1 protein-coding gene is annotated in these 1,861 nt (G+C 71.5%); it reads left to right on the plus strand.

Annotated features, from left to right (window positions below):
* The coding region (locus tag FRZ03_RS25275; protein ID WP_146467443.1) for an outer membrane protein assembly factor BamB family protein at window positions 1–1,643 on the plus strand (1,643 nt) is incomplete at its 5' end.
* Window positions 1,644–1,861: the final 218 nt, after the last annotated feature.

Below are 1,861 nucleotides of genomic sequence, written 5' to 3' on the forward strand. Positions count from 1 at the left end.
GCCATGCTGTACTCGCTCGCGGTCAAGTCGGGCCGGCTCACCCCCGCGCAGACCAAGCTCTGGCCCCCACGGCTCCCGGCCCTTACGGCCACCCGCAGCAGCCCCCGCAGCCGGGCCCCTACGCGCAGCAGCCCCAGCCCGGCTACGGCCATCCGCAGCAGCCGCCGTACCCGGGCGCGCCCGGCACCGCGCCCGGCGCGCCCTTCCCGGGGCCGGGCGCCGGCGCGGGCAGGAAGAGGACGGCGCTGATCGTCGGCGCCGCGGTGGCCGCCCTGGCCGTCATGGGCGGCACCGTCTACGCCCTCACCAGCGGCGGCGACGGCGACAAGAAGCCCGTGGCCGGGCACAGCGGCGGCGCCGCACCGGCCGCGTCCGGAGATCCGTCGCCGTCCTCCTCCGCCACGGGCGGGGACGACCCGGAGAACCTCAACGAGGGCCGCGCGCCCGGCGAGGCCAGGGTGCTCTGGTACAAGCCGGCGCCGGACGCCCCGGGCGGGGGCGCCGACGCACCCGGCATGTGGATCGCCGGGAACACCGTGGTGAAGGCGGCGTACAAGCAGGTCTTCGCCTACGACGCGGGCAACGGCGGCTCCCCGTGGGGCCCCGTCGGCCTGCCGCAGAAGATCTGCTCGGTCACCCCGCAGAAGTCGGCGGACGACAAGGTCGTCGTGGCGTACATGAGCGGCCCCGGCGACAACGCCAAGTGCAACCGGCTCCAGCAGCTCGACCTGCGCACCGGCAGGAAGGGCTGGAGCGGCCAGGTCACCGACGGCGGGCTCTTCGACAGCGCGCTCAACATCGAACTCAGCGTCAGCGGCGGCACGTTGATGGTCGGCCGCTCGCAGTCGGGCACGGCGTACGACATCGACAGCGGCAAGAAGCTGTACGACAAGAAGCGCTACGGGAACTCCTGCTTCCCGACCGCCTTCGCGGGCGGTTCCGGCCGGCTGGTCCAGGTGGCGTCCTGCGGCGCCGGCACCGGCACCGAGCACGACGAGATCCAGGAACTCGTCCCGGCCACCGGCAAGGTGAAGTGGACCCAGCCGGTCAAGAAGGGCTGGCAGGTCAGCCGGGTCTACTCGATGGACCCGCTGGTCGTCTACCTGACCAACGAGAGCAAGAAGACCTGGAACATCTCCACCTTCACCAAGGACGGCAGGTTCCGCTCCGAGGTCAAGGTGGACGAGAAGTTCGCCCCCACCTGCGGCTGGGCCATCCTCGCCCGTGACCTCCAGGGCTGCCGGGGTGTCGCGGCCGACGCCGACACGCTCTACCTGCCCACGAGCACGACCGCGAGCGCCAACGAGATCGTGGCGATCAGCCTCGCCGACGGCAAGGCGAAGTGGCGGGCCAAGTCCCCCGCCGACGAGCCGATGTCCCCGATGAGGACCGAGGGCGGCAAGCTCATCGCGTATGTGCGGCCGTCGTACGACGCGGGCGGCCAGGTCGTGTCGATCCCGACCACCGGCGCCTCGCACACCACCACGAAGCTGCTCCAGAACCCGCGGGGCACCGCGCAGATCGAGGACACCTTCTACGACGGGGTCGTGGACTGGGCCGGCGGGCGGTTCGTCATCTCGGCCGGCCGGCTGAACGGCAGCGACCAGGCGAAGGAGAAGCTGATCATGGCCTTCGGCAACTAGGGCCTCTCGTTTGGATCATGCCGGGCTCGCGGGGTCCGGCACGCGCATCTGCCGCGTTGTCGTCAGTCGCCGATGCTCCGCATCGACTTCCTCCTCCGCCTTGCATCTGCACGCACCAGACCCCGCTCCCTGATCCGGCCTGATCCAGACGAAAGACCCTAGCCCGGCCCGCCTCCCGTTCCGTCCGCCGTTCTGCCTTCCGAGTGTCACCGAGGTAC

Source organism: Streptomyces misionensis (assembly GCF_007896895.1).
In the GTDB taxonomy this organism is placed as follows: Bacteria; Actinomycetota; Actinomycetes; order Streptomycetales; family Streptomycetaceae; genus Streptomyces; species Streptomyces misionensis_A.